Origin of the sequence: Sulfurospirillum tamanense (genome assembly GCF_016937535.1) — a bacterium.
In the GTDB taxonomy this organism is placed as follows: domain Bacteria; phylum Campylobacterota; class Campylobacteria; order Campylobacterales; family Campylobacteraceae; genus Sulfurospirillum_B; species Sulfurospirillum_B tamanense.
The window spans coordinates 84,716-103,935 of the sequence record NZ_JAFHKK010000005.1 but is presented as its reverse complement, the minus strand read 5'-3'; the positions used below and the strand labels follow the sequence as shown (position 1 = coordinate 103,935).

Annotated in this window: 16 protein-coding genes; 13 read left to right on the top strand and 3 right to left on the bottom strand. The window is 46.0% G+C overall.

The genetic code is table 11. The features are described from left to right. From JWV37_RS03960 to JWV37_RS03945, 4 genes are all read left to right on the top strand, one after another. On the top strand, window positions 1–1,090 hold a 1,090-nt coding region (locus JWV37_RS03960; protein ID WP_205458470.1), incomplete at its 5' end, for a transferrin-binding protein-like solute binding protein. Further along, window positions 1,087–2,382 (top strand): tetratricopeptide repeat protein, encoded by a 1,296-nt coding sequence (locus tag JWV37_RS03955; RefSeq protein ID WP_205458469.1) that lies wholly within the window; start codon window positions 1,087–1,089, stop codon window positions 2,380–2,382. The genes JWV37_RS03960 and JWV37_RS03955, both read left to right, overlap by 4 nt. A 3-nt stretch (window positions 2,383–2,385) precedes the next feature. Then, on the top strand, window positions 2,386–4,590 hold the full coding sequence (locus JWV37_RS03950) for a CHASE2 domain-containing protein (protein ID WP_205458468.1): 2,205 nt from the start codon (window positions 2,386–2,388) through the stop codon (window positions 4,588–4,590). Between the two features lies 1 nt (window position 4,591). After that, window positions 4,592–6,931 (top strand): HD domain-containing phosphohydrolase, encoded by a 2,340-nt coding sequence (locus tag JWV37_RS03945; protein WP_205458467.1) that lies wholly within the window; start codon window positions 4,592–4,594, stop codon window positions 6,929–6,931. Here the strand turns inward: JWV37_RS03945 and JWV37_RS03940 are convergent. Both JWV37_RS03940 and JWV37_RS03935 read right to left on the bottom strand, forming a co-directional pair. Continuing rightward, a complete protein-coding gene (locus JWV37_RS03940; RefSeq protein ID WP_205458466.1) occupies window positions 6,928–7,365 on the bottom strand; it encodes a glycine zipper 2TM domain-containing protein in 438 nt (145 codons plus the stop codon). The genes JWV37_RS03945 and JWV37_RS03940 overlap by 4 nt on opposite strands. Beyond that, window positions 7,362–10,493: an efflux RND transporter permease subunit gene (locus JWV37_RS03935; RefSeq protein ID WP_205458465.1), complete on the bottom strand. Its 3,132-nt coding sequence runs from the start codon at window positions 10,491–10,493 to the stop codon at window positions 7,362–7,364. Before JWV37_RS03935 ends, JWV37_RS03940 begins: the two co-directional genes overlap by 4 nt. A gap of 105 nt (window positions 10,494–10,598) precedes the next feature. Here JWV37_RS03935 and JWV37_RS03930 point away from each other — a divergent pair, with 105 nt between their 5' ends. The 4 genes from JWV37_RS03930 to JWV37_RS03915 are packed head-to-tail and all read left to right on the top strand — an operon-like array spanning window position 10,599 to window position 14,338. Beyond that, entirely contained in the window at window positions 10,599–11,585 is a 987-nt protein-coding gene (locus JWV37_RS03930; protein WP_205458464.1) for an aminodeoxychorismate synthase component I, read from the top strand. Beyond that, complete coding sequence (locus JWV37_RS03925; protein WP_205458463.1) at window positions 11,569–12,144, top strand: aminotransferase class IV; 576 nt, start codon at window positions 11,569–11,571, stop codon at window positions 12,142–12,144. The genes JWV37_RS03930 and JWV37_RS03925 overlap by 17 nt, the downstream gene beginning before the upstream one ends. A 9-nt stretch (window positions 12,145–12,153) precedes the next feature. Then, window positions 12,154–13,896 (top strand): M3 family oligoendopeptidase, encoded by a 1,743-nt coding sequence (locus tag JWV37_RS03920; RefSeq protein ID WP_205458462.1) that lies wholly within the window; start codon window positions 12,154–12,156, stop codon window positions 13,894–13,896. Beyond that, window positions 13,877–14,338, top strand: coding sequence for a hypothetical protein (locus JWV37_RS03915; RefSeq protein ID WP_205458461.1), 462 nt, complete (start codon window positions 13,877–13,879; stop codon window positions 14,336–14,338). The genes JWV37_RS03920 and JWV37_RS03915 overlap by 20 nt, the downstream gene beginning before the upstream one ends. Here the strand turns inward: JWV37_RS03915 and JWV37_RS03910 are convergent. Beyond that, the gene (locus JWV37_RS03910) at window positions 14,335–14,610 is read right to left on the bottom strand and encodes a LysR family transcriptional regulator (RefSeq protein WP_205458460.1); all 276 of its coding nucleotides are present in this window, start codon (window positions 14,608–14,610) and stop codon (window positions 14,335–14,337) included. The genes JWV37_RS03915 and JWV37_RS03910 overlap by 4 nt on opposite strands. Before the next feature lie 215 nt (window positions 14,611–14,825). Here JWV37_RS03910 and JWV37_RS03905 point away from each other — a divergent pair, with 215 nt between their 5' ends. From JWV37_RS03905 to smpB, 5 genes are read left to right on the top strand one after another with little or no spacing between them, the layout of a single operon-like run. Then, window positions 14,826–16,877 carry an ATP-dependent helicase gene (locus JWV37_RS03905; protein WP_205458459.1) on the top strand — a complete coding sequence of 684 codons (2,052 nt, stop codon included), beginning with the start codon at window positions 14,826–14,828 and terminating at the stop codon, window positions 16,875–16,877. Next, the gene (locus JWV37_RS03900; RefSeq protein ID WP_205458458.1) at window positions 16,877–17,698 is read left to right on the top strand and encodes a pseudouridine synthase family protein; all 822 of its coding nucleotides are present in this window, start codon (window positions 16,877–16,879) and stop codon (window positions 17,696–17,698) included. Before JWV37_RS03905 ends, JWV37_RS03900 begins: the two co-directional genes overlap by 1 nt. Beyond that, window positions 17,692–17,928 (top strand): carbon storage regulator, encoded by a 237-nt coding sequence (locus tag JWV37_RS03895; RefSeq protein ID WP_205458457.1) that lies wholly within the window; start codon window positions 17,692–17,694, stop codon window positions 17,926–17,928. The genes JWV37_RS03900 and JWV37_RS03895 overlap by 7 nt, the downstream gene beginning before the upstream one ends. After that, complete coding sequence (locus tag JWV37_RS03890; RefSeq protein ID WP_205458456.1) at window positions 17,925–18,707, top strand: 4-(cytidine 5'-diphospho)-2-C-methyl-D-erythritol kinase; 783 nt, start codon at window positions 17,925–17,927, stop codon at window positions 18,705–18,707. The genes JWV37_RS03895 and JWV37_RS03890 overlap by 4 nt, the downstream gene beginning before the upstream one ends. Next, window positions 18,700–19,155, top strand: coding sequence for an SsrA-binding protein SmpB (smpB, locus tag JWV37_RS03885; RefSeq protein ID WP_205458455.1), 456 nt, complete (start codon window positions 18,700–18,702; stop codon window positions 19,153–19,155). Before JWV37_RS03890 ends, smpB begins: the two co-directional genes overlap by 8 nt. Window positions 19,156–19,220 lie beyond the last annotated feature (65 nt).

The window sequence follows — 19,220 nt, the reverse complement described above, 5'->3', positions numbered from 1 at the left end:
AGAGGTGGATGATGCTCCTGCGGAGCAAGGCGAGGGCGATACGCCTACTGGCGGCAACGAAGGCCCATCTTTTGGTGATGGACCGCCACCTTTGCCACCTTTGGCACAAAGCGCACTAGATGGAACCCTGGAGAATAATGCTCTAGCTAAAATTAAGCGTCAAATTGGCGCTTCTAGTCGTTGTGGTGCGGGCTATGTGGGTACATCGCCCAATTGTCAGAAAATCACCACAGCGTATGCACAGCCTGATTATTGGACAGCGCCTCTTGCGGCTAATCAACCCGCCCCTAATCAAACCTTGAGTGGATTTGCAACCTATGTGCAGGTGAGCGGAGGAGTAACCTCTTTTAAGCACGATGCTGCTATGAGCCTTTTGATGAATGACCATGGTCTAAATAATGGTTCGATTATTGATGTCGAGTCCGAGCCACCTATTGATTTAGAACGAAGCAGTGTTTCCACTACAATGTCGTATTTTAACCTTAACCGTTTTAGCATCCTTGGATTTAACGCCCATGCTAATGGATGGCTACAGTCCGAAAACACCGTGACCAATGACTATGTTTCCTGGGGGTATTGGCAGATAGTGCATGAGGACGGAGGAGGGGACGCTATCACGGAACCCGTGTTGGGTTTTTGGGTGGCGGGACCAAGCCCTACGACAAACATAGGCAGCTTAAACTTAAATTCAAATCCTTACACTTACACAGGAAAAAGCATCGGCTATGTTTACGATAGCGACACAGATACATACGCGGGGATTAATGCCACGACAAACAACACTGTTTCTTTAGTTTTTAACTTTGGTTCTGGAACACTTCTTGATTCCTCTAGCTATATCCAATTTCAAACCAATGAAACTACGCCAGAAGTGTGGAAACTGGATGCAATAAGCGGAACGGTGGACTTGGCAACCGGGGCTTTTTCTGGCTCAGGGCCAATAAAAATCAACAATGCCTTTGCTGATGATGCATTGTCTGAGCTCCAAGGGTCTTTTTATGGTCCTAATGCTGAGGCACTGGGCGGCTCTTTTAAGGCTGGAGCCCAAGATAAAACAGCTATTGGCGTCTTTAAGGCGGTGCGCCCATGAAAACAAAACTTAGCTTAGTGGCGTTGTGCGTGTGTGGGGTGCTTTATGGTGCTAACGTGGAAGAGGCTAAAGGGTTTTACGATGCTAAAGCCTACGAAGAGGCTTACCATGCTTTTGGCCTTTTGGTTGTGCAAACCCCTCAGAGTCCTGAATATAATTTTCTCTTGGGCCACAGCGCCCTTGAAACCAAGCGGTACGATGAGGCCCTAGCCGCCTTTGAGCGGGTCTTGATGCTTGACCCCTCTCATGCAAGAACTCGCCTTGAAATGGCGCGGGTTTACTTTGAAACTGGACAGCTAGAGTTGGCGAGTGCGGAGCTGGAGCGTGTCCTTGGAGCGACCTTGCCGAGTAACATCCGCGAAGTAGTGCTTGCCTTTAAAGCGCGCGTCGATGGAGCGATGGAAAAACACCGTGTGAGTGGGGCTGTTGTTTTGGGTGTGGGATACGATACTAACATTAATAACGACATTGGCAAGAGAGAGTTTATTATCCCTGCCTTTGGTGGGCTTCTCCTTGAGGGGGGTGCCAAAAAAAGCGATAGCTTTGCTTTTGCCACGGCAGTGCTCAATCACAGCTACGACATGGGGCTTCGCGGAGGGTGGAGCATGGAGCAAAGTGGGGTATTTTACAGTAAGCTTCACCGCCACACGACAGAAAACAACCTCGCGCTTTTTTCTCTAAGCACGGCACCTACCTTTAAAGAAGGACGCTATAGCGTAGCGTTTCCTGTCGGGTTTGATAAAGTGTATATAGATGGCAAAGGGTACATGAGCGCTCCAAGCCTTGGGGTAAAGGGAAGCTACCTTTTTGACCCTACGTTGCAAGGCGAGGGAAGCTACACCTTGCGCCGTTCTTCGTACAGCCAAAATAAGCTCCAAGATAGCACTTCCCATATTTTTGATGGGGTGTTGCGCAAGGTGTTTGTGCCAGAAAATCCGTGGATGGTTGCATTGCGGGCTGGGTACACCAAAGACGACGAACGCCATAGCCCAAGAACGGATGTGGAAGCGGCAAAATGGCGCTACGGAGTAGAACTCTCACGCGTCTTGCCCTACGGTGTTCAAGGAACCTTGAGCTACTTGCAAACGCAAACACGTTATAGCGATACGGATGCGACTTTTCTCACCAAGCGTAAAGACACCAGAGACGAGTTTGGCGTGCGGTTAAGTTACGCGGTTTCAAAAACCCTCTCCGTTGGTCTTAATGCAAGCTATGTAGAAAACAGCTCCAACCACGCCCCTTTTGATTATGACAAAGTTACCACAACCGCTAGCGTGGTGTGGGGCTTTTAGTCTATGCAAAAAATCCTGCTTCATGGGTTTGTAACCCTTTGCATTGGGGCGGGATTTTTTTTCTTTTGGCGCGTAGGAGTGTTGGAGCCTTTTGAGTTAAAAGTCAACGACACCATGCTTCAAGCCCGTGGTCCTGTGGCGCACGATGAGCGCATTGTGATTGTGGACATTGATGAGCGTAGCCTAAAGGCGCTGGGGCAGTGGCCATGGAGTCGCAATGTCGTCGCACACCTGCTAAATAACCTCGCGGCGATGGGTGCGGGCATTGTGGGGCTGGACATTGTTTTTGCCGAGCCTGATGCTAGTTCGCCCGCCCGTGTGCTCTCGCAGCTGGGCGTAGAGTACGAAAATGCGCCAGATTATGATGGGATGCTAGCCGATGTCATCAGCGCTACGCCCACCGTGCCTGGCTACGTGTTTGCCATGCAAAAAGATGGCATAGAGCCCCACGATGTACCCAAGCACACAGCACTGATTGTTGAGCGTCAAAAACCCTTACATGTAACGCTTTTTCGCCCCCATCGTGCCATTTTAAACCTTCCCATCCTTGAAGAAGCAGCCTATACCACAGGGTATTTTAATACCGTTCCTGATGAGGATGGGGTCGTGCGGAGCATTCCTTTGGTGATGGAATACCAAGGCGTACTTTACCCCGCACTTAGCCTAGAGATGGTGCGCTTGGCTTTGGGGTTAAAGCGCCTTGAGGTGCAGTACAATCCGCAGGGGATTGTGGGGGTTGGGCTTGGAGAAAGGGCGATTACCACAGACGCGCTTGGGCGGATGATGGTGGGGTACCATGGCCCTTCTTTTACCTACCGTTACATTAGCGCCCTTGATGTGGTTGAGGGAAAAGCACAAGGCATTGAGGGGGCGATTGTTTTAGTGGGAACCTCTGCGGCGGGGTTGTTGGACTTGCGCTCTACTCCCTTTGATAGTGTGTATCCGGGCGTGGAAGTGCACGCCAATGCTATTGACAACCTCTTAAATGGCAGTTTCTTTTCCAAGCCCTCTTGGGCGCAAGGGGTAGATATTTTAACCTTTGTGGGCGTGCTTGTTGTGGGGTTCGCACTGCTAATTCAACCCTTTGTTTGGGTGGCGTTCTTGGGGTTTGGGGGTGTAATTTTTGCTCTGCTTGGAACGCACTTTTGGTTGCTAGCCTTCAAGGGTGTTTTGCTTGCTACTATTTTGCCTTTGAGTGCTTTTAGTGTTCTTTTGCTGGTGGGGTTTGGGCTTAACTTTTTTCTTGAAAGCCGTCAAAAAGAGCAGATTAAGAAGAAATTTGCCGCCAAGGTTTCTTCGGCTGTCATGGAAGACCTCATTAAAAACAAAGGAGATGTGTTTGCCGCCCATGAGAGGGAGATCACCGTTTTTTTCTCGGATGTGCGCAACTTCACCAATATTTCCGAATCCATGCCAAGCCCTAAAGTCCTGATTGCGTTTATGAATGAACTCATGGATCCCATGACAGACATCATCATCAAACGTAAGGGCACGGTAGATAAATTCATGGGGGATGCCATCATGGCCTACTGGAACGCGCCAAACAGCGTCCCAGACCATGCGGATGTGGCGGTTGGTTCTGCACTAGAGCAGCTGCACGCTCTTAAGGAGCTTAATGCAAAAATGAAACAAGACCCCCGTTTTGAGGCGTGTGTAACCATGGCTAAAAACATGGGTGTGGAGCCTGTGGCTATTGGCATTGGGTTGAATTCTGGCCCTGCGATTGTGGGGGAAATGGGCTCAAGCTCAAGAAGTGATTACACGGCCATTGGGGATGCCATTAACTTGGGCGCGCGGATTGAGTCATTGTGTAAGTATTATGGAAGCACGTGCCAGATTTCGCAGTTTACCAAGGAGCGTTTGGAGAAAGCGTACTACTTGCGTTTGCTGGATAAGGTGCGCGTAAAAGGGAAGAAAGAGGCAGTGGAAATCTGGCAAGTGCATGATTTTAAAGAGGGGCTAGAGGGGGAGTATTTGTTTACATGTACACCCAAAGAGCTTGAAGAAGAGCTGGAGTTATACCATGCGGCGATGGCGCAGTACCGCCAAGGGGCGTTTGCGCAGGCTAAAGCGGGGTTTGAAACACTCCTTGCATGCTCGGCAAACCCAACGGTGTGCGCGCTGTATATAGACCGATGCGAACATTTGATGGAAAACCCTCCGCAAGGGGAGTTTGATGGCATCTTTGAGCATAAAACAAAGGGATAATATGGACGGTTTACGCATTTTGGGAGCCCATGGGGGGCGAAGCAAGGGAGGCATTGCGACCACGTGCTTGCAAGTCTCAAAACACATCGTCATTGATGCGGGAAACATTTTGGAAGCCTTGGGAGAAGAAGCTTTACATGTAGACCATATTTTCTTTACCCATTCTCACTTAGACCACCTTATTGATGGGGCGTTTATCGTCGATAATTTTTTTGCCAAACGGACAAAACCTTTGCGTTTTTATGGCCTTCAAAAAACATTGGATGCTATCAAAGAGCACCTTTTTAATGGGGAAATTTGGCCTGATTTTAGTTCGTTAAAACTACTTAAGGTTGATCTGCCTGCTGTAGAATTTGTACCGATTGTACCCAATGTTGCTTACGAAATAGATGGCTACATTCTTACACCTATTTTGGCCAATCATACCGTTCCTTGTTGTGGGTATGAGGTGACCAAAGAGGGGAGCGGGATTTTTTTCACGGGTGACACAGCAGACCACGAGGGGCTTTGGGAGTACCTTAACAAGGCTTTACATGTAAAGGCATTCATTGTGGATGTTTCGTTTCCCAGTAATCTTGGTGGGGTGGCTCAGCTCAGCAAGCATTTTTCCCCGCACGCATTAGCGCAAGGCTTCAGGCGCCTTAAGCGCGCCAATCTTTTGTGTTACGTTTATCACCTTAAGCCCGCCTATGCCCAAGAAATCTCCCAAGAGCTTGAGCGTCTTTCTTGTGTTACGGCTATTTTAAAAGGCGGAGAAGTGCTAAAGTATGCTTCGGGTGCATTGATTCCAAAAGAAGAAGTGACCGATAAAATAAGAATTCTCAATAGTATCGGCGCGGCACTTTCGGCGCAAAATCAGATTGAGTCTCTTTTGGAAATGATTGTTGCCCAAGCCAAAAAAATCACCCATGCTGATGGGGGAACGCTGTATCTTTTGCAGGAAGAGGCGTTGCATTTTAAAGTTGTTCAAACAGACTCTTTAGGGATTCGCATGGGAGGGTTAGGTGAGCCTATTGCGTGGTCTTCCTTGCCTTTGTATCAAGAAGATGGCACGCCAAATACTACAATGGTTGCTGTAACTTGTGCCCTAAGGGGCGAGCCTATTTCCATTCCTGATGTGTACGAAGCCGAAGGGTTTAATTTTGAGGGTACGAAGCGTTTTGATGCCAATACAGGTTACCGCTCCCGCTCTATGTTGGTGCTTCCTTTAAGAAATCATGAGAATGAAATTATCGGTGTGTTGCAATTGTTAAATAAAAACCAAGAGAAAGAAGAGGGTGTATTTAGCGCAGAAGATGCAGACATTGGACTTTCTTTGGCGTCGCAAGCTGCTGTTGCGCTGACAAATACCATGTTGATTGGTGATTTGGAGGCGTTGCTTGAAGGGTTTCTAAAAAGTATTATTTATACCATCAAAATGAAGTCTCCTTACACGGCAGGGCACATTGAGCGCATGGTAGAGATGACTATGATGTTTGCCAAAAAGGTACATCAAGACGAAAAAACTTTTCCTTCTAAAGCCTATGACCACCAGGGTTTAAAACAGCTTCATTTTGCTGCATTGATGCATGATATTGGAAAACTGGCTACTCCTGAGTATGTTCTTGACAAGCAGACAAAGCTGGAGGGTATTTTTGATCGTATTGCTCTTGTGGAGGAGCGTCTTAAGGCGTTGGAGCTTCGTTGTGAAATTGCCTATCTTAAAGGGGAGATTTCTTTATCTGAAAGAGAAATCAAAGTGCAAGAATGCATGCAAATACTGGGGTTACTAAAAGGTGCCAATCTTGGGATGGAGTGTGTTTCTAGCCATCAGATGGAGGCTATTTGGCGTTTAGCAAGAGAGCCTTTTGTGATTGCGGGGGTGCCTTACAAAATACTAAGTGAGGATGAAGCAAAGCATTTAAGTGTGCAAAGGGGAACCCTTACACAAGAGGAACGTGACATTATTAATGACCACGCAAGCATTACATTGGATATTCTTACAAAACTTCCTTTTCCTAAAAAATACAAAGAAGTGCCGCAGATTTCAGCCAATCATCATGAAAAAATTAGTGGAAAAGGTTATCCTCAGGGACTCAAGGGCGATGAAATAAGCTTTGAGGCACGCATGCTGGCGATAGCGGATATTTTTGAGGCATTAACAGCTGCGGATAGGCCTTACAAAAAAGCCAATTCTCTTTCCTCAGCCATGAGAATTCTTTATTTTATGGCCAAAGATAATGAATTAGATAAAGAGCTGGTGAAGTTTTTTTACACATCAGGGCTGTATCTTGAGTATGCAAAAACCCACCTTCCACCCCATCTTATTGATGAGGTGGAAGTGGATTTTGAAACCCTTTAGCGTACGTTAATAGCAGTGATTTGGCCGTTGCGAATGCGCAAAGCCACTTCATCGCCTGTGCGGAAGGAAAAGGCAGTATTTTTATTGTTTACGACAGTAACGATTTCTTCGCCACTTTCAAGTAAAATGGTCAGTTCTTGGCCTGCAGATTGGTTCATTTGATTGCCCACAGCACCTCCTGCTAGTGCGCCACCAACGATAGCAAGGGTGTTGCCCCGCCCGCTCCCAATAGCACTTCCTGCAAGCCCGCCAAGAACAGCACCTCCTAGGGTGCCAGCACCCGAATCGCTTACAGTAACGCCACGCACACTAACAACACGTCCGTAGTGGACTTGTTCGATTTGTCCTACGCTTTGAGCACTGTGGGTAGCAGGTGTACATCCTGAAAAAACCAATATAGAGCCCAACGCCAAAGTGGTTAATACAAGTTTCATGAATTCTCCTTTGTTTGATGTGTCTCTTCTCCTGTATAACTTGCAAAGCGGCGGCGATGCAATAATGCATACAAGGCAGGGACATACAGCAAGTTTAATACCGTTCCCCATGCAAGCCCAAACCCAAGCGCCACAGCAAGAGGTTGAAAGATAACCGCCTGTCCTGTGGGAAAAAAGATAAGGCTTGCTAGGCCAATGAGTGTGGTAATGGATGTAAGCAAAATAGGACGCAAGCGTTTGGTGGCTTGGTCAAATAACTCCTCCATGTTCTTGCTCTGACGAATATAGGTCATCATAATGATACCATTATTAATGACAACGCCCGCAAGACCAAGGGCGCCAATGAGAGAAGTCATGGAAAGGGTCATACCCATAATGGTGTGCCCGCCTAGAACGCCAAGCAGTGAAAAAGGGATAACTGACATGACGATAAAGGTGTCTTTAAAAGAGTTAAACATAAAAAGCATGGAGAGCATGATGAGCGTAAGAGCGAGCAAGGTGGCTGCGGTCATGTCTTGACGCAACTCGTCATTGCGCTGTTTTTCGCCAAAAAACCGAAGAGTCATTCCTTCTGTTTGGGCGAGTTTGTCCGTAACGGGCTTAATGCGTTCAAGCATCTGTGTGGCTAAAATCTGGCTACGATCAAGAGTCACATAGACAAAAAAGGTGCGTTCACCGAAATCTTTAATGACCTTTTCAAAAGATTTATTAACGTGAAATTCTACGACATCTTTTAGCCGTACAGTTCTGCCATCAGGCAACGTGATGTTACTTTTTTCTAAGAGTGAAAAATCATCTTTGGTGGCACTTTCGATTTTGATTTCTAACAAATGGTCATCATCAAGGGCGGTAGCCACCTTGCGCGAAAGATAGAGGTTTGAGAGGGTTTTACCGATAAGCCCCTCAGTTACGCCCAATTGTTCTCCGTAGGGGGTAACTTTGAGTTTGATTTCATCTGCACCAAGACTAATGGAATCGGCCAAATCTGTCACGCCACCCACTTCTAAAATTGCTTTTTTGAGGGTATCAATGGCCTCGAGCACCAATGCGTTGTTATTGGAAATAATACCGATTTTAACGTCCGAGCGAATGGGCCCTACGCGGCTTTCTGCTACGGCAATTTCTTCAAGGTTAAAGCGCTCTTTGTAATTTTGATTTTCGATAAATTGACGAATTTGTTTTGAGATTTGGCCCGAGGAAAGTTCCCTTGTTCGGCCCTCTGGGTCATAATAAAAACTCAAATAAGGGGTAATGTATTTGTCGATAACATTCATGGGCTTGAGCTTGTCAAGCTCAATGGTCATGCTCATCACATAAGGATAGTTCTCGCGGTTTCGGTCAGAATCCAGCCGCGAACCCGCTACACTTGCAATACTTGAAATGTGAAAGTCCGCTTTCTTTTTCATAAGATCACGCTCAATCTGTTGCACAATGGCAAAAGAGTCTTCGATTTTTGTGTTGACGTTAGCTTTGATGTTGATAGAGGTGGTGCTAGCATCAAAGCGGGGAAACATTTGAAACTTTGCATCGGTAATTTGAAGGTAAATCAGCACAGGAACCACCACAAAAAAGAGCCCGATAAAGCTTTTGCGCCATCGCATGACAAAATGGATTAGGCTTTGGTAGAGACGATTGGCCTTTTCCCAAGAGAGCACCTTAGCCTTAGGCGAGAGAACATCTGCAGCATGAATGGGTAAAAAGAGGTAAGATTCAATCAATGAAGCCACCAAGAGTGAAGAAAGGGCAATGGGAATGAGTTGGATAATCATCCCAAGTGTTCCTGAAATCATCAAGGCAGGAATAAAGGCAAATAGCGTGGTAAGAGAAGCAAAAAAGATGGGAGTTGCCACCTCTTTAACCCCTTCGACTGCCGCAATGCGAGGCGGCACACCGGCCTCGATACGTTGCTGAATGGCCTCGGCCACAACAATGGCATCATCCACCACAATCCCCAGTGCGATGAGTACACCCGTAAGGGAAATCATGTTGATGGTGTAGCCAAAAAGATAAAAATAAACAGCTGCCATAACAAAAGAAGTAGGAATACCAATGGTAACAATGAGCGCAACGCGGCGATTGATAAGCACGGCAATCATGCTTCCTACTAGAAAAATAGCAAGAAGGATGTTGGAAATAACGATATTAAGGCGGTCGCGAACACGGTCGCTTCGGTCATCGTGCAAGGTAAAGATGAGGTCTTTATAATCACGCTGTAGGCTAACAAGACGTTTTTTGAGTTCACCGACAATTTGTAAGGCATCGCCCGTGTCTAGTTGGTCAAGAGAGAGTGTAATGGAAGTGTTGCCATTAAAAGAGGCGAGGGTAGATGCGTCTTCGTGGCGCCGTTCTACGTAAGCAATATCGGAGAGAAAAAGACGCTTCCCTTCAACAGCAATAAGGGTATTTTGCATCAGTTGGGCTGTTTTTTGGCCATTGTAGGTGGAGAGAAAAGCGTGGCGCGAAGGGTCTTCGATTTTGCCAATGGGGAAAATGTACGAAATATTAGACAGTGCACTAATCACCCCTTCTTTAGTGAGCCCATAGCTGTGAATTTTAGCCTCATTGAGGCGTATGTTAAAGTACAAATCAGAATCACCGTAAATACTGATTTCTGAAATATCAGGAATGGTAAGGAGTTTTGATTTAATCTCTTTGGCTGCTTCGACGATGTCGCCCCGTGAAAGTGTCTCAGAAGAGAGCGAGACCCTTGCGACCCGCTGATTGGTTGCCGCGATGCTGACGCGCGGGTCATTCATGTCGCTAGGAAAATTGTTCTTTACTGAATCGATGGCATCTTTGACTTTGTCGGATGTTTCGTACTTGTTTGTACCTTTTTGAAGTTCTAAAACGATAGAAAAGCGACCCGGTGATACGACAGTGGTCATCTCTTTGACCCCTTCGATGCTTTTAACCTCGTCTTCTATCTCGCGCACGACAACGTTGTCTAAAATGTCAATACTGGTGCCCGAATACGCGCCGCTAATGCGCACAACATCTAACTCAAAAGAGGGAAAAATCTCCTTGGGTGTTTTGTTGTAAGACCACACACCCACCACACAAATGAGGGCAAATAAGGTGTAATTAAGACGTGAATTTTCGATAAAAAAACGGACAAATTTTTCAAACATGCGCAGTCGCTTTAGGCTAGGATGAGTGGGATTATAGCAAAGATGTGTTAATAAAATGTAAGCGCGCTTATGTTAAAATCTGCCAAACACACAAAGGGGATTTAAGTGCTTACATGTAACGCGCAACATTCCTCTTTTGAACACGCCCTTAATGCTTACGGCGCCCTAAAAACCCCTTGTTTTTTCATGGTCAGTTTCGACCAAAGCCTGTGGCATATCGAGCCTCTTAACACGCCAAGCGGTGCGGTGTGGTACACGCTTGAGGGGCGCGGATTTTTCCCTCCTGCTCCAACTGTGCTCAATCTGCCAGCTGCGCTTGTAAAAAAACCCCCTTCTTTTGAAGCATACGCGTTGATGCACGCGCGCGTTCAAGAAGAGATTCGCAGTGGAAATACGTATTTACTGAACCTTACATGTAAGAGTGTTCTTGAAACACCGTTGGAACTTGAACACCTTTTTTATGCTTCCCATGCTCCCTTTCGGTGTTTATTAAAAGACCAGTTCGTCTGCTTTTCCCCTGAGCGTTTTGTGAAAATAGCAGACAACACAATCCACACATTCCCCATGAAAGGGACGATAGACGCGAGCGTGCCAGAGGCAAGGAGGCAATTGCTAGAAGATGAAAAAGAAAAAGCCGAGCATGTCATGGTAGTGGATTTGCTGCGCAATGACCTCTCAAGGGTGGCATCCCGCGTACATGTAAAACGGTTTCGCTACCTTGAAGAGATACAAGCGGGAGGCAAGCGACTTTTGCAGGCGAGTTCGCACATTTGCGGCGCATTGCCTGAGCATTGGCACGAAACCCTTGGGTCGTTATTTTGCACCTTGCTTCCAGCGGGCTCCATTACAGGAACGCCCAAGAAAAAAACGGTAGAAATCATTCAAGAAGTAGAGGGGTATGCGCGGGGGTATTTTACGGGTATTTTTGGGATTTATGATGGAGAAACGGTGGATTCGGCGGTGATGATTCGGTTTGTTGAAAAAGAAGAAAAAGGGTTTGTGTATAAAAGTGGCGGGGGTATCACCTTGCTCAGTGACGCGCACAAAGAGCACCAAGAGATGGTCGATAAAATCTATGTCCCCTTGCTTTGAAACCCTGCTAATTCGCGAGCACAAGCCTTTACATGTAGGCTTTCACAATGCCCGTTTTTGGGCCACCTCTAGAGTGCTTTTTGGAGTGGAGACGCGGTTGGATTTGGCTTCGTTAATCACCCCACCCCTGCCTGCCTGCCGGTGTAAAATTACCTATGCAAAAGAAGTGCTTTGCGTGGAATACTCCCCTTTGGTTCCTCGGGAATTTCGTACTTTTAAACTCGTCGAGACATCCCATGCATATGGGTATAAATATGTTCAAAGGGGATGGATAGATGCAGCCAAAGAAGCTGCGGGCACTGATGAGGTTCTCTTTACATGTAAGGGGTATTTAACCGACACAAGCATCGCCAACATCGCTTTGTTGATTGGGGATAAATGGTGCACACCAAAGACCCCTCTTTTAAAGGGAACAGCCCGTGCGCGGTGGCTTCAGGAGGGAAGAATTTGCGAGACCGCCTTAAAGCCACAAGATTTAAAAAATGCCCAGAAATTTGCTATAATGAACGCTTTGCTTGAATGGCAAGAGTACCCCATGCAGGCAATAGCGTTTACATAAAGGAAAGTGATGAGTCATACCCAGTGGTGCCTAGACGCCCTATTTACCAATGAAGCGCAATTGGACGACGCGCTAAAAGAAGCCTCCCAACGCGCGCAGAGTTTTGAGTCCATGCTAAAAGGAAACCTTAAAAACATTCGTGCTTCAGATTTTTTAGAATCTCTTCAAGCGTATGAGGGTATTTTGGAATTGCTTGGTCGTGTGATGACCTATGCGTTTTTACGTTTTGCCAAAGACGCCAATGAGGGCGGATTTTTAGCCAAATACCAACAAGCCACCACTTTGGTGCACGAAAAAATCCTCTTTTTTGAGCTAGAGTTTAACCGCCTCCCAAAGGCGACCCAAAACCAATTTATTGAACATGCAAAACCGTATCAGTATTATTTGGAATCCTTGCAAGAAGCTAAGCCACACCAGCTAAGTCAAAAAGAAGAGCGTATTTTACTCAAAAAATCTAACACGTCAGCGTCAGCATTTTCACGCTTGTTTGATGAGCATTTTAGTCGGTTGCAATTTGTTTTTGATGGGAAAAAACTCTCTGAAGAAAAAGTGCTCAGCTTGCTCCACGACCCTAGCCGCGACGTGCGTCAAAAGGCCGCAACAGCACTGAGCAAGGGATTAAAACCGCACCAGCCTCTTTTGGCGTATATTTTTAACATGATCAAGCAAGACCATGCCACGGAGTGTGAATTAAGAGGGTACAAAACCCCCGAAGAGCCCCGCCATAAAGACAATAAAATTTCCCAAAAAAGCGTGGACGCGCTTGTGAGCGCAGCTGAGTCACGCTTTGATTTGGTGCAAGAGTATTATGAGGCCAAACGGCATTTATTGGGCTTTGAAACCTTGTATGACTATGACCGCTATGCGCCTCTTGGGAGTGAAGAGGAGACTTATACTTACGAAGATTCATGCAAAATTGTGTTGCATGCGTTTGAACGCTTTTCGCCACGTTTTGCCCAGATTACCCAAGATGCTTTTGCGCAAGGTTGGGTGGATGTGTACCCTCAAAAAGGCAAACGCGGTGGGGCATTTTCCCATCCAGCTACCCCGAGTGCCCACCCTTACGTACTTTTAAACCACACCGACAGGCGACGCGATGTATTTACTCTGGCGCACGAAATGGGACATGCCATTCACCAATACCTCTCTAATGGTGTGGGGTATCTCAATGGTGATACGCCTTTAACAACTGCTGAAACCGCGTCAGTGTTTGCAGAAATGCTGGTGTTTGATGCCATTAAAGAGGGGCTTGAGGGCGAACAAAGGCAGCAGCTTTTGGCAGGAAAAATCGAAGATATTTTTGCTACGTTATACCGCCAAATAAACTTCACTACTTTTGAGCGCCGTGTGCACGCACATGAAGGGGAGCTCTCCTTGGAAACTTTTAATCACTATTGGAAAGAAGAGAGCGCACGGATGTTTGGCACAAGCGTTACGCTGACCAAGCAGTATGAGATGTGGTGGAGCTACATCCCCCATTTTATCCACTCGCCTTTTTATTGTTATGCGTACAGCTACGGGCAACTGCTTGTGTTGGCATTGTACGGGCTCTACAAGCGGGGTACATGTAAAGACTTTGTTTCCCGTTATAATGCATTTTTAAGTGCTGGGGGAAGTAAGAGTCCTAAAGAGCTTGTAGCACTTTTTGGGTTTGATATTGATGATGAAGCGTTTTGGCAAATTGGCCTAGAAGAAGTGGAAGCGCTTGTGCAAGAGTTTAAAGGAGGTGTGAATGCTTCAAGAATTTCTTGAGAATGAAATTTTTGTACGGCTTATGCGTGTACATGTACACGAAACCCTAGAGTTGCTCTTTCAAGAGGGGGTGAATTTTTCAATTTTGGCCAACATTGCTGAGGTGGATTTTGATCCGCCTTTGCCCGTGCACATTACCCAACATTTTAAGCCCATTACCATGTTTGTGTTGGCAGGATACACCTACGAAAGTGCGAGAGTGGATGAAACCATGTTAGTTTTTGAAGCAGGGTTTGGAAAAGAAAATATGGGCTCAGTGGTGCAGGTGCCTTTGAGTGCCATTTTGCAAGTAGTGATTGAAGAGACGCCCATTTTGATTAATCTTTCTATCCCAAGGGAGAGCGAAGAGGAAAAAGAAGCCCTGGAAAAAGGCGGGATCGAAAAGTCAATGGTGGCGTTACTTTCCAATCCTGAAAACAAAAAATTATTTAAAAATTCTTAAGGCTTCTCCAAAGCATCCGCTAGGCTTTTCTCTGCCTTTTGGATATGTTTTTCAAGCCGTTTGGCAATACGGTAAAGCTCCTTGCCCTCTTTGGTAAGTTTTGTACCATTCTTTTTACGCTCTACGATAGGCGCGCCAAGATGTGCTTCAATGTTTTTGATTTGTTGTGTTACAGCAGGTTGGCTAATTCCTAGTGCTTGTGCCGCTTTAGAGAAACTTTTTTCTTTGACAACAGCAAAAAAGGTTTCTATTTTTGAAAAATCTTTTAACATGATACCCCTTGTGTCTCAAAATTTTTACAATCTAAGAAAAAATTATTATAACCAAGATTGATAATAATGTATACCCATTTTAGGCCATTAAATCAATGGTATTTTAGCAGAAAGTGAGGCCTAAACTTTATTTTGCTATACTCTAAGGATTAAAAATGCACCATTAAGGCGCAAAGGTCTCACTTTTGCGATAAACCCCAAACCGAAAGAGAAACATGCAAGCGATCCTAGACGAGCTTAATGAAGCGCAACGTGAAGCAGTAGAAGAGGTGCGTCGTCCTGTCTTAATTTTAGCAGGAGCAGGTAGTGGAAAAACAAAAACCATTACATCGCGATTGGCTTATTTGATTGGAGAAGTAGGCGTTGATCCTGCTTCTACGTTGACATTGACGTTCACCAACAAAGCGGCAACACAGATGCGTGAGCGTGCTATGGAGATGTTGTCTAGAACCCAAACCTCTTTGGTGTACCCGCCTTTGTTGTGCACGTTTCATAAGTTTGGCTTGTTGTTTTTAAAATTTCACATGGATAAACTGGGGCGAAGAAACAGCTTTGTGGTAATTGACACCGATGACAAAAAACGTATCTTGAAAAATTTTGGTAGCGAATTGCCTGTCTCTCTTGTGGCTAGTGAGATTTCACGCTATAAAAATTCCCTTATTTCTCCTAGCGAGGCATGGGCCCAAGCGGAGCAAAAAAACTACAAGCAAATTGCAAAATTGTTTGAACAATACGAAGCTTATTTGGCACAAAACAATCTGGTGGATTTTGACGATTTATTGGTGTTGACGTATCGTATTTTGGAGGAAAACCCCCAGCTGTGTGCGCAAACGAGCGAGCGATATCAGTATATTATGATTGATGAATACCAAGATACCAACGATTTGCAATACCGCTTGATTCGTAAATTGTGTTCGACCCATGAGAACATTTGTGTGGTAGGGGATGATGATCAGAGTATCTACGGATGGAGAGGGGCGAATATCCGTAATATCTTAGAATTTGCCGAAAATTTTACTGACACCAAAGTGGTGAAGTTGGAAAAAAACTACCGTTCTACTAATCAAATTCTCGCCGCAGCCAATGAACTCATTGACCACAACCGCGGCCGCATGGGCAAAGTGCTTGAGAGTACAAAGGGTGATGGCAAGGCCATTGTGTTTTTGGAATCAAGTGATGAAACCCAAGAAGCCCGCACAATCGCAACAAAAATTCGTGAGTTAATTGATGGGGGAGTAAATCCAAAAGAAATTGCAGTGCTCTACCGGATTAATGCTTTAAGCCGTTCTTTGGAGGAAGGGTTAAACCGCGAAGGTGTGTCGTACAAGATGGTAGGCGGTGTGAAGTTCTACGAGCGAGCTGAAATCAAAGACTTGATTAGCTATTTGCGCTTAGTGGCCAATCCTCATGATGATTTTTCCTTGCGTCGTATCATCAACCGTCCTAAGCGTGGCCTAGGGAAGGTTACGGTTGACAAACTCTTGGGCGGTGCCCATGAAGCGCGCATGTCGATGTATGATTATATTTCTAAGTATGCTTTAGAGAGCGTTAGTAGTAAAAAGGCTGGTGAGGCATTGGTGCTTTTTGTAGAGCAACTTGAAAAATTGCGCGAAGTAGCAAACGGAGCGACGTATGAGATTATTGATGCGCTTGAAGAGACCTTTGGGGTAAAAAAATACTACAGCGAATTGCCCGATGCACTAGAACGCGTGTCGAACATTGATGAATTTTACGGCTTGTTTCGCGACCAAATCAAGCAAAACCCTGATCTTTCGGTGGATGATTTTTTAAACGAATTGGCCTTGCAAAGCGACCAAGACCAAATTGACACAGAATCAATCATGATTATGAGTGTGCATGCAAGCAAAGGGTTGGAATTTGACCATGTGTTTGTGATGGGCATGGAAGAGGGATTTTTTCCTCTTGTGGGCGATGGAAGTGACATCGAAGAAGAGCGGCGTTTAGGGTATGTGGCCATCACAAGAGCAGGCAAAGAGTTAACCTTGAGTTATTCGGGAAGTCGTTTTTACAAAGGGCGTCGTACGGAGCTTTCCAAAAGTCGATTTCTAAAAGAATCGGGAGTGTGTGAGGGAAGTTTGGTGCTGGAGAAAACCACTTCCTTTAAAAAAGGTGATTTAGTAAAGCATAAAATTTTTGGAATGGGGCGCATTGTGGAGATTAGTAAAGTGGGGCGTGAGTTTAAACTTAAAATTAATTTTGGCGGGTCTAAGCGAGATATTTTAGCCTCTTTTGTGGAGAAGATATAATGCACCGTTTGTTTGTGGCGCATAAGCCCCCAAACCTCTCAAGCAACCATTTTTTAAGCCGTCTAAAACGAAAGTATGGCGTCAAAAAAGCGGGCTTTTCAGGGACCCTTGACCCTTTTGCGAGCGGGTGTTTGATTATTGCCTTTGGAAATTACACCAAGTTGTTTCAGTTTTTAAATAAAACACCCAAGCGCTACCGTGCTACCTTGTGGGTGGGGGCAAAAAGTGAGAGCTTGGACAGTGAGCGCATCGAATCGGTTGAAACAATGCTGCCTTTTCATCCTGATTCTCTTGCTCTCATTTTTCAAAATCTTGTGGGAAAACACGTGTATGTTCCTCCCAAATTTAGTGCCAAAAAGATCGACGGAAAACGCGCCTATGCCTTAGCCAGAGAAGACAAAGAAGTGGTTTTGGCACCCGTGGAGATGGAGATTTATGAGGCGACACTGGTGCAGTATTGCCATCCATTTATGACTTTTGAAGTGTGCGTAAGCGAAGGAGCGTATGTGCGCTCCATTGGGCAAATGATTAGCGCTAAACTCGGCTTTGAAGGCGCACTGAGTGCCCTTGAGCGCCTCAGTGAAGGGGTATTTTCCTATGAAAATGAGCGCAACCTTGACCCTTTGGAGGTTATTGACCTCCCTTTCAATACGTACAACCCGGGCGAGGCGGATTTTTTGGATGGAAAAGTATTGACAAAAGAGGGGTTTGTGCACCAAGAAGAGGGACGCTACTTGGTGGTTTTTGAGACATTTTTTTCAATTATTGACATCGCTCCTGAGGGCGTGGTGTACCAACTCAACAGGATGGAGCGATGCTAGTACTCTCACGAAAAGAGGGCGAAGGGATTTGCCTTGGGGATGGGGTTGTGGTGCGCGTGATGGGCATTTCAAAAGGGGTGGTCAAGCTTGGTATTGAAGCCCCCAAAGAGGTACTCATTTTGCGTAGCGAACTAGCAGAGGCGGTCAAAGACAGCAATATTGTCGCCAGTAAAAGTGCAGAGGCACCTGATCTTGGCGCCCTATCTAAACGGTTAAAAGTGAAACAATGACCTTTGCTGCACCGGCTAAAATCAATATTTTTTTAAAAATCACAGGCACGCGCGGGGCGTACCATGAACTGGCTTCCCGTTTTGTGCGCGTGGATGCTTTGCATGACACCCTCACCTTTATGCTAAAGCCAACGCCTCGTGCGGGGTTTGAACTTGAGGGCATGGGCGCAGTGTGCAAATTTGAAGAAAATACCTTAACCAAAGCCTACCGTGTGCTTGAAGCAGCGGGCTTTAAAACACAACTGGAAGATTTTTTTGCCCAACATGCTTTACATGTAAAGAAAGTAATCCCGCAAGGGGCAGGGCTTGGGGGTGGAAGTTCGGATGCAGGGGCGTTTTTGCGCGCGTGCAATGGGCTTTTAAATTTGGGGTTAAGCGTGGAAGCGTTGGCAACTTTGGGGGCCAAGGTGGGGGCAGATGTGCCCTTTTTTGTCTACGATGTTGCGAGTGCAAACGTGCGTGGCATTGGGGAAGTGATTGAACCCTTTGAGGAAAACGTGCCATTTTTAGAGTGGTTCACGCCACCTGTTTTTTGCGCGACCCCAGAAGTGTATAAGGCCTTTCGCAAAGATTTTTTACAGACTATTGACCCCTATAAAGCAAATGAGTTGCTTACATGTAAAAGTGAAGCGCTGTTGCGCGAGAGGGAAGCGCACGCGTTAAATGATTTGTTAGCACCCGCCCTTGCCCTTTACCCCGCCCTTGCGCCTTATGTGCAAGGTGCATGGAAGATGAGTGGGAGTGGGAGTACTTTATTTAGGATACAAGACCATGGGTAAGACGATTGCACGCAATAAAAAAGCGTGGCATGATTATGAAATACTCGAAACCTTTGAAGCGGGGATTTCCTTGCAAGGGAGCGAAGTGAAGTCCATTCGCATGGGCAAGGTGAATTTGAAAGATTCGTATGTGCGCATCATTAAAGGCGAAGCGATGTTGGTGGGGTCACATATTTCTTTTCCGCAAACAGCCAATCCTCACTACCGACCCGATGAAAAGCGCGACCGAAAACTACTCCTCCACCGCAAAGAAATCGACAAGCTCATTGGCAAAGTGGCGCGAGATGGATTGACGATTGTGGCGCTGAGTTTGTACTTGAGTGCTAAAAATCTGGTGAAAGTGCAAATTGCTCTTGCCAAGGGCAAAAACTTACACGACAAGCGCGAAACCCTAAAACGCAAAGATGCTGACCGCGAAGCCCAAACGGCGATGAAGCAGCGGTATTAAATAAAAGCCCAATCTGTAAATGTTAAAGTGCGTTTACTGAAATTTTGTACAATACGCCCACGTTA

Excerpts from the sequence above, each read along its gene's own strand:
- JWV37_RS03955 (WP_205458469.1), top strand. The coding sequence starts at position 1,087 with ATGAAAACAAAACTTAGCTTAGTGGCGTTGTGCGTGTGTGGGGTGCTT.
- JWV37_RS03950 (WP_205458468.1), top strand. The coding sequence starts at position 2,386 with ATGCAAAAAATCCTGCTTCATGGGTTTGTAACCCTTTGCATTGGGGCG.
- JWV37_RS03945 (WP_205458467.1), top strand. The coding sequence starts at position 4,592 with ATGGACGGTTTACGCATTTTGGGAGCCCATGGGGGGCGAAGCAAGGGA.
- JWV37_RS03940 (WP_205458466.1), bottom strand. The coding sequence starts at position 7,365 with ATGAAACTTGTATTAACCACTTTGGCGTTGGGCTCTATATTGGTTTTT.
- JWV37_RS03935 (WP_205458465.1), bottom strand. The coding sequence starts at position 10,493 with ATGTTTGAAAAATTTGTCCGTTTTTTTATCGAAAATTCACGTCTTAAT.
- JWV37_RS03925 (WP_205458463.1), top strand. The coding sequence starts at position 11,569 with ATGTCCCCTTGCTTTGAAACCCTGCTAATTCGCGAGCACAAGCCTTTA.
- JWV37_RS03920 (WP_205458462.1), top strand. The coding sequence starts at position 12,154 with ATGAGTCATACCCAGTGGTGCCTAGACGCCCTATTTACCAATGAAGCG.
- JWV37_RS03915 (WP_205458461.1), top strand. The coding sequence starts at position 13,877 with ATGCTTCAAGAATTTCTTGAGAATGAAATTTTTGTACGGCTTATGCGT.
- JWV37_RS03910 (WP_205458460.1), bottom strand. The coding sequence starts at position 14,610 with ATGTTAAAAGATTTTTCAAAAATAGAAACCTTTTTTGCTGTTGTCAAA.
- JWV37_RS03905 (WP_205458459.1), top strand. The coding sequence starts at position 14,826 with ATGCAAGCGATCCTAGACGAGCTTAATGAAGCGCAACGTGAAGCAGTA.
- JWV37_RS03900 (WP_205458458.1), top strand. The coding sequence starts at position 16,877 with ATGCACCGTTTGTTTGTGGCGCATAAGCCCCCAAACCTCTCAAGCAAC.
- JWV37_RS03895 (WP_205458457.1), top strand. The coding sequence starts at position 17,692 with ATGCTAGTACTCTCACGAAAAGAGGGCGAAGGGATTTGCCTTGGGGAT.
- JWV37_RS03890 (WP_205458456.1), top strand. The coding sequence starts at position 17,925 with ATGACCTTTGCTGCACCGGCTAAAATCAATATTTTTTTAAAAATCACA.
- smpB (WP_205458455.1), top strand. The coding sequence starts at position 18,700 with ATGGGTAAGACGATTGCACGCAATAAAAAAGCGTGGCATGATTATGAA.